Below are 7,188 nucleotides of genomic sequence, written 5' to 3'. Positions count from 1 at the left end.
TGAGCATCGAGGGTTGCCGTGTGCTGTTCCACGGCGCGTTTCTCGGCTATGCGGTGGCCGGCACCGGCCTGGTACAGTCCGCGTTGATCCACTCCGGTGTCTTTCGGGCTAGCACCGAGCTGCCTGATTGCTGATGCGGGGAGCTCTCGTAAACGTGACACGGCTTATAAGCAACTCTGAGGAGCTCTCGATTAAACGCGCCTGCATCTGCCTGGTCGCGTACGCGTTGGTGCCGCTCGCGACGGCACCTGCATCGGTCTCCGCCGCTGCGGACGACTCCGCCCCCACCCTGGCTCAAGCTGTCGATGAAGACCCGGCCGGCAGCCGCATTGCCACAGATACCGCCGAGCCCAACGGTGAGGATGAAGCGAACGACGTCGTGATGGAAGAGATGGTCGTTACCGCCTTCCGACGGGACTATCGCAGCAACGCCGCCAACAGCGCCATCGGATTGCCGTTCTCCCTGAAGGAAACCCCTGCAGCGATCAGCGTCGTCACACAGGACATCCTTCAGGACCAACAGGTGAACGATGTCGACGACGCGCTGCGCAACGTCGCCGGCGTCACCAAGTTCAAGACGGGGAATGGCGGTGAGGAGCGCTTCGCCATCCGCGGTTTCGATGCTTCGCAATCCATCTACAAGGACGGGGCACGCATCAATAACGCCTTCAATGCCTCGAACATTCCCTCAACGGAGACGGCCAACCTGGAGCGCATCGATGTCCTGAAGGGCCCATCGGCCCTGCTGTACGGCCAGGGTGAGCCCGGAGGGATCATCAACTACATCGTGAAGAAGCCGGAATCGGAGTCTCACACCGAGCTGGAACTCCTGGGTGGCAACAACGACTTCAAGCGCTTTGAGTTCGATACGACAGACGCCTTCCCAGGCAGTGACTCGTTCGCGTATCGCCTGGTCGGCGCCTACGAGGACTCGGGCAGCTTCCGCGACGAAGTGTTTCGTGAACGCCTACTGGTCAACCCTTCCCTTTCCTGGCGTGGCAATCGCGCCAACCTGCTGATCGGCTACGAATTCATCGAAGACAAGTTCACGCAGGATCGCGGCCAGGTCCTCGATGGCAACACCACCGACGGGTTTTCCTACAGCGCACGCCTGTCTCCCGGACAGTTCTTCGGTATCCCCAACTTCAACCGCAACTCGGAGGCGGAGTCTGAACGGATCTACGTGCTCGCCGGGCTTAGCCTCTTCGATCGATGGAACCTAGACCTCCAGTACAACAATACTCAAACGGAGAAGTTGACCTTCGACTCTTCGCCACAGCTCGGATTCGACGGTTCCTTCTTCGTCGTGGGTCCAGCGGGGACGTCGCGCGAAAACTGGGTGACCATACAGCCTCGCCAGTCGTTCGGCAGCGGCTCGGCAGAACAGTTCTGGGTGAAGAACACGTTCGATTTCGGTGTACTCGGTACGCGGCACAACCTCTTGCTCTCGCTCACACAAGAGGAGTTCGCATCCGATCGGGTCTCCTTCGTGGCCGACCGCAACGTCATCTTCGACGTGGCAACGGGTGAGTACTTCAACGACCCAGACGACTCGCTTCGCCCACCGGGAGCGATTCAGGCCACGCCGAGCGTCAGCTTCAGCTTCAGCGAGGGGGATGCGGTCGTACAGGACCTCGGTCTGACCCGAGAGCGTGGCATCAATCTGGTGGATATGGTCGAGCTGAACGATCGATGGAAAATGCTGCTGGGCGCGAGGTTCAGTGCGTTCGAGAACATCAGCAGCGGTATCGACGACGAGAACCTTAGCTTTCGTGGAGGGATCGTACGAAACGTAGGAGACAGTGCATCCACCTACGTTAGTTACTCGGAAGGCTACACGTCAGCCGCGAATCTGGAGGGCCGTGACGGGACACCGGTCGACCCGGAAACCTCAAACGCCTGGGAAATCGGGGCGAAGTACATCCCTTCCGATGGTCGTTTTCTCGTGACGGCCACCCTGTTCAGAGTCGATCTGCAGGATGTGCCGTTCCTCGTTGAGGATGAAACTACAGGTCTGGACTTCTGGGACAATATCGGTGGGGTGAGGAGCCAAGGCCTGGAAGTGGAGTTGGTCGGCAACCTCAACGACCGGTGGCGCATTACCGCGGGCTACAGCTACATCGACAACACGCTGAGTGAGGATGGACAAGGAGAGTTTGCCGACTTCGAGCGAGGAAACCGCTTGCCCGGCGTTGGTGAGCACAACATCAACCTGTTCACCTTCTACGAGATCCCGCTTGGCTCTGGCGTGCTTGGCCTGGGCGGTGGCCTGTTCTATCAGAGCGAGGCATTTCAGTCGTTTGAAAACCGGGGCGAGTTTGACGCCTGGACGCAAGTCGATGCGGCGGCTTACTACGCATGGAGATCGTGGAAACTCCAATTCAATGTCCGCAACCTCACGGATGAGAACTATCTGCTCGCACAGTCGTTCGCCCCCGCCGATGAGGTGACCGCGATTCGCGTCGACACCGCCGCGCCTCGCACGTTCACCTTGTCGCTGGCGTATGAGTTCTCTCGCAGTCCGTTGGAACTGTTCCGCAGGCGCCGGTAATGGTGACCGCGGTCCATGCGCGGCCTACGCTCGTTTGAGTTTCCGCAGCTCGCTCGCTGAGCACTGCGAAATTCCCCGACTCGATCCGGTGGAGCAACCTTTCGTCGCCCATCGCTATGCCTGGGGCAGTATTTGTAAATGAGAATCGAGTGCATTATCGTCCAGACCCCCTGGACATCCTTCCACGCTGGCAAGCAGCCAAATAGAGGACCGACATGAGCAGTACAGGACGTATGTTTGAGCGAGCACTTGCTCCGCTGGTGGTAATCGTGGGTGCGCTCACGCTGGCCGCCTCGGCCAACGCGCAGTCGATCGTCGAGGTCATCGACGCGACCGGCGACGGGGCGGGCAACCCCCTCGATCGGCCGAGAGTCATCGCTGTCGACGGCGACGGCAACGTGTACGCTCCGGGACAAAACTCGGACAACGCCTTCAGCGTGACGCCCGCCGGCGTGATCACTCAACTGATCGATGCGAACGGCGACGGTACCAACCCCTTCGAGGCCCCTGAAGCCGTGGCAGTCGACGGCGCTGGTAACGTCTACGCAGCAGGGCGCGACACCAACAACGTGTTCAGGATCACGCCCGGCGGCGTGATCACCCAGATCATCAGTGGGAGTGGCGACGGCCTCGGCAACCCACTGACCACGCCTCGCGCCATCGCTGCGGATGCAGCCGGCAACGTCTACGTGTCTGGCCAGGCGAGCAACAACGTGTTCGAGATCGCCACCGACGGCACGATCACCGAGATCATCGATGAGAGTGGCGACGGCGCGGGGAACGACCTGTTCGGTCCCGACGGAGTAGCCGTAGGCCCCTCAGGTAACGTGTACGTCGTTGGTAGTGCCAGCAACAACGTGTTCGAGATAACCCCCGCGGGCGCGGTTTCGCAGATCATCGATGAGAGCGGAGATGGCGCGGGCAACGGCCTTCAGAGTCCGCGCGCAGTGGCAGTAAGCGACACCGGTAACGTCTACGTGGCGGCCTTTTCCGACAACGTCTTCGAGATCACCCCAGCGGGTACGATCACGGAGATCATCGACGGCGCTGGAGACGGCGCCGGCAACACGCTTCGGGATGCGCAAGGTGTCGCCGTTAGCGCTGATGGCAATGTATACGTCACCGGTTTTGCCAGCGACAACGCCTTCGAGATCACCCCGGCGGGTACGATCACCGAGATCATCGATGCCTCGGGCGACGGCCAAGGCAACGCCCTGGAAGCTGCCTACGGCGTTGGCGTCGACGACAGTGGGAAAGTGTTCGTAGCCGGTCGCAACACCAACAATGTCTTCAGCATCGATCTGGCGCCCGCGGAGGTGCTCTCGACGTCCATCGCGGGCGCCTTCGTTTTTCGCGCCATCTGCAACAACCTGACCGACCCACAGCAGGTATCGCTGGCCACGCCTGGCAACTTCGTTGACTGCGAAGCCGCCGGGTTGCAGGTCGCGCCTGGTCAGCAAGTTCGGATCATACTCATCGGCCGCATCAACGGACCCGTGTTCTCCGGCAACGCGGACAGAGTGCTCGGCGGCTCCCTGTCGTGCAGGAACTTGACTACCGGCAGCAGCGCGACGGGGTCCCTCGACCTCGACGGAGGCTGGGATTGCACAGCGGCGGGCCTCACGACCCAGCCTGGCAATCTCGCTCTGGCCATTCTCACCGTTCAAGTCGAGTGAACCGCTAAGCCGCCGGCGACGTAGCGGGCTCCCATGCGCGCCCGCTACGTTTCAGGGGGTGCCTCGTCTGGCCCAGAATCTCCGCCTACGGCATCCATCTTCCCGCGGCCGCCACTGCCCATCGACCTTAGGTGAGCAGTTTGCGCAGGTCCCGAATCCGCTGCCGGCTGACGGGCAGCTCGCTTTCGTTACTCAGCTCCACCCGATAACGGCTGCCCTCGATCGTGCGAAGGCGAACTACCATGTCCATGTTGGCGATGTGTGATCGGTGGATACGTTGGAAGCGATCCGGCAACAGCGCCGCCAGCTGATCGAGCGACTTGTCGTGCAAGAGCTTGCGACCGCTCTCCAGTTCGAGTTCCGAGTAGTTGCCGGCACCGTGGATGGCGCAGATCCGCTCAACGGGTATGGTCTGGGTCCGTCGACCAACGCGCACGGCCAACGTCATGGTGCCCGGCCCGCCACGCGGCTCACGCTGCAGCAGCCGATCCACGGTGATGCGCAGACGGCTTTCGTCGAAGGGCTTAGGGACGAAATCGAGCACGCCGAGCTCGAAAGCCTCCATCGCTCGATCCGTGTTTGCCGAGACCACCACCGTTTGGTGCGCACCTACCAGGGCCTCGGTCAGCAGCCGGAAGCCATCTTGGCCGGACAGATTCAGGTCGAGGAAGAGCGCGTCGTATCGAGACGTCTGCAACGCCTGCATCGCGTCGCCCAGAGCGTCGCACTGATCTATGTGCGAATTCGCGCCGAGCAGAGCCCCCAACATACGCACCAGTCGACGCGCTACGAGGGGCTCATCCTCAACGATCAACACTCTCATTCGCCGAGCGCCGGAAATCGTATTTGCGTCTGCCACCCTCCCTCGGGGGTTGGGCCTGCGCAGAGTGACCAACGCGTTGCGTAGGCCTCCTCAAGACGCGCCTCGATGTATCGGGTCCCCGTACCGTGCGTGACCGTGTCACGATCGCCTGGCTGCCCGGGCGGCGCCGTGAGCTGCGTATTCAGCATTCCTTCTTGCCGATGGAGGCTGAGATGCAGTGTCGTGTCACCTGTGTAACGCCCGTGGGTTAGCGCGTTCTCCACCAGCGTGTGTAGTATCGCCGGCGGAATGGTCTCGCCGTGCGGTGAGCCATCGACGACCAGGGCGTAGTGGCGATCGTGGCGGTAGCCCATCACATCGAGATGGCGGCGACACAATTCGATTTCCCGAGTAAGCGGCACCAAAGACGCCTCCGCCATGTCTGCAAGGTGGCGAAACTCCTGTGAGAGCGCCGTGATCATGGCAACCCCCTTGCGTGGCGACGTCTCGATCCATTCACTCAGCGTGGTCAGCGTGTTCATGAGAAAGTGCGGGTTGAGATTGCGCTTGAGCAGCTCCACGCGTAAGCGCGCAGATGTCAATTCTGCCTGTTGCTTGGCCTCGCGCTGCCTGGTGAGGATCTTCACCTGCTCAGCGAAGAGCACCAGCAGCAACAGGGCGTAGCCGAGGTAGACCCCAAGGTCTAGAAACGCCGGTGCGTTGAGCAGAAGAAGCGCTGCCGCGATGATCAAGCCGAAGACAGCGGGCTGCGCTGAGCGATCACCAGATAGACGTGCTTGCGTGGTCACCACGATGCCGGCGAGTACGCCGAAGGCGATGATCAGGAAGGTGACGCTGTCGGCACTCGAAACGGCAAAGGAGGAGAGTAAGCCGATTGGCACCACGGCCCAGATCCACCATGTGCGCCGCCGGAAGCGTTCGCACAGGTACGCCAGCAAGCTGATGGTGGCAAGAGCGGCGGCAACCGTCACCGCCGTCAGCCGAATCGTGTGCCAGGGGTAAGGGTAGTTGACGTACGCACGCATAACCTCGAATGCCAGCTGCACCAGTAGGGCCAAGCATGCAGCAGCAAGCCAGATCGATGGCCTATCACCCGTGCGTACGCCTAGCAGCACCAAATAGGTAAAGGCCAGTACCAGCGTACCCACCGTAAGCATCGCCGGCAGGTAGGCGGTACGTTGGGCGTACAGGGGGTCCCGGTACGGCCCGAGGCGAAGCGTATCGAGCGGGGTAGCTGTGCCGCGGGCGTAGTGGGATGACCACTCGATCGCGAGCTTGTGGTTCCCAGGGCTGAGCAAGCCTCGCGGTAAGAACATCACCGCCGATAGAAGCCCCGGCACCTCCCCCGCCCTGTCCGCCGCGGGCTTTCCTTTGGCACCAAGCTCCACGTCATCCCACCAAACCCGAGCCGAGAAAGTGCCGGACAGGAATATCCCGAGCGGCTCATCAGCGGTGTGTTCCGAGGTCAGCGTCACGAGGCACTCGACACGCTGCAGGCGCCGATCGCGCGCTCGCCACGAGCGGCCCTCGACGACTGACGGGTCCGTATCGAGGCGCTGCTCACACTGTGTCGGCAAAACCGGCTCGCTCGCCCCGCCACGATCGCCAGCCAGCAGCAGCGTCAGCGCGATCGAGCACAGCAACAGGGGATTCACGTACTGGCGCATATCGCGTTTCAGGCTAGCACGCGCAACACGGATCGCTGAGACGTTCACCATGCTCGGGGAGCCATTCGCGGATGAGTGCTGTGCCTGATGCGTCGCTTCCGCAATCCTTAACCCTGTTACCTTGCAGGAGTCCCCTCCGTGACCACCAAAGACATCCTTCTATTCGGACTGTACGTGCTGATGCTCATGCTCCGCGTCCTGATGGCGAGCGACGCCGCGATCACATGGGAGACCTTTACGCTCTAGGTGCTCATTTGGTCGGCACCACTCGTGTTGACCTCAAGGCACTTGGCTGCCCCAAGCGTGACCCAAACAGATGGGTGGACTACCGGCTAACCCGCATCTGATCCGCGAGCTGGGCCGGCTGGGGGCCGCGAAGGCCTTCCAACACCTACGGCCAACGACCGAGGTGCCCTCATCGTAAAACTCTGCGGTCACAATTGCGAATGATTCTCGATTGCGTTACGATAC

4 protein-coding genes are annotated in these 7,188 nt (G+C 61.6%); 2 read left to right on the top strand and 2 right to left on the bottom strand.

The genetic code is table 11. The annotated features are described in order from the left end of the window. Positions 1-154 precede the first annotated feature (154 nt). Together AAF184_23910 and AAF184_23905 are read left to right on the top strand one after the other, a co-directional pair. The gene (locus AAF184_23910; protein ID MEO0425400.1) at positions 155-2,551 is read left to right on the top strand and encodes a TonB-dependent receptor plug domain-containing protein; all 2,397 of its coding nucleotides are present in this window, start codon (positions 155-157) and stop codon (positions 2,549-2,551) included. 215 nt (positions 2,552-2,766) lie between these two features. Continuing rightward, the gene (locus tag AAF184_23905) at positions 2,767-4,227 is read left to right on the top strand and encodes an NHL repeat-containing protein (protein MEO0425399.1); all 1,461 of its coding nucleotides are present in this window, start codon (positions 2,767-2,769) and stop codon (positions 4,225-4,227) included. Positions 4,228-4,354: 127 nt separating this feature from the next. On the opposite strand, the gene AAF184_23900 is transcribed toward AAF184_23905, so the two are convergent. Both AAF184_23900 and AAF184_23895 read right to left on the bottom strand, forming a co-directional pair. Continuing rightward, positions 4,355-5,050: a LytTR family DNA-binding domain-containing protein gene (locus AAF184_23900; GenBank protein MEO0425398.1), complete on the bottom strand. Its 696-nt coding sequence runs from the start codon at positions 5,048-5,050 to the stop codon at positions 4,355-4,357. Continuing rightward, a complete protein-coding gene (locus tag AAF184_23895; GenBank protein MEO0425397.1) occupies positions 5,047-6,717 on the bottom strand; it encodes a histidine kinase in 1,671 nt (556 codons plus the stop codon). The genes AAF184_23900 and AAF184_23895 overlap by 4 nt, the downstream gene beginning before the upstream one ends. Between the last annotated feature and the right edge of the window lie 471 nt (positions 6,718-7,188).

The organism is Pseudomonadota bacterium (genome assembly GCA_039815145.1).
Classification (GTDB): Bacteria; Pseudomonadota; Gammaproteobacteria; order Steroidobacterales; family JBCBZW01; genus JBCBZW01.
This window is presented reverse-complemented; position numbering and strand designations above follow the sequence as displayed.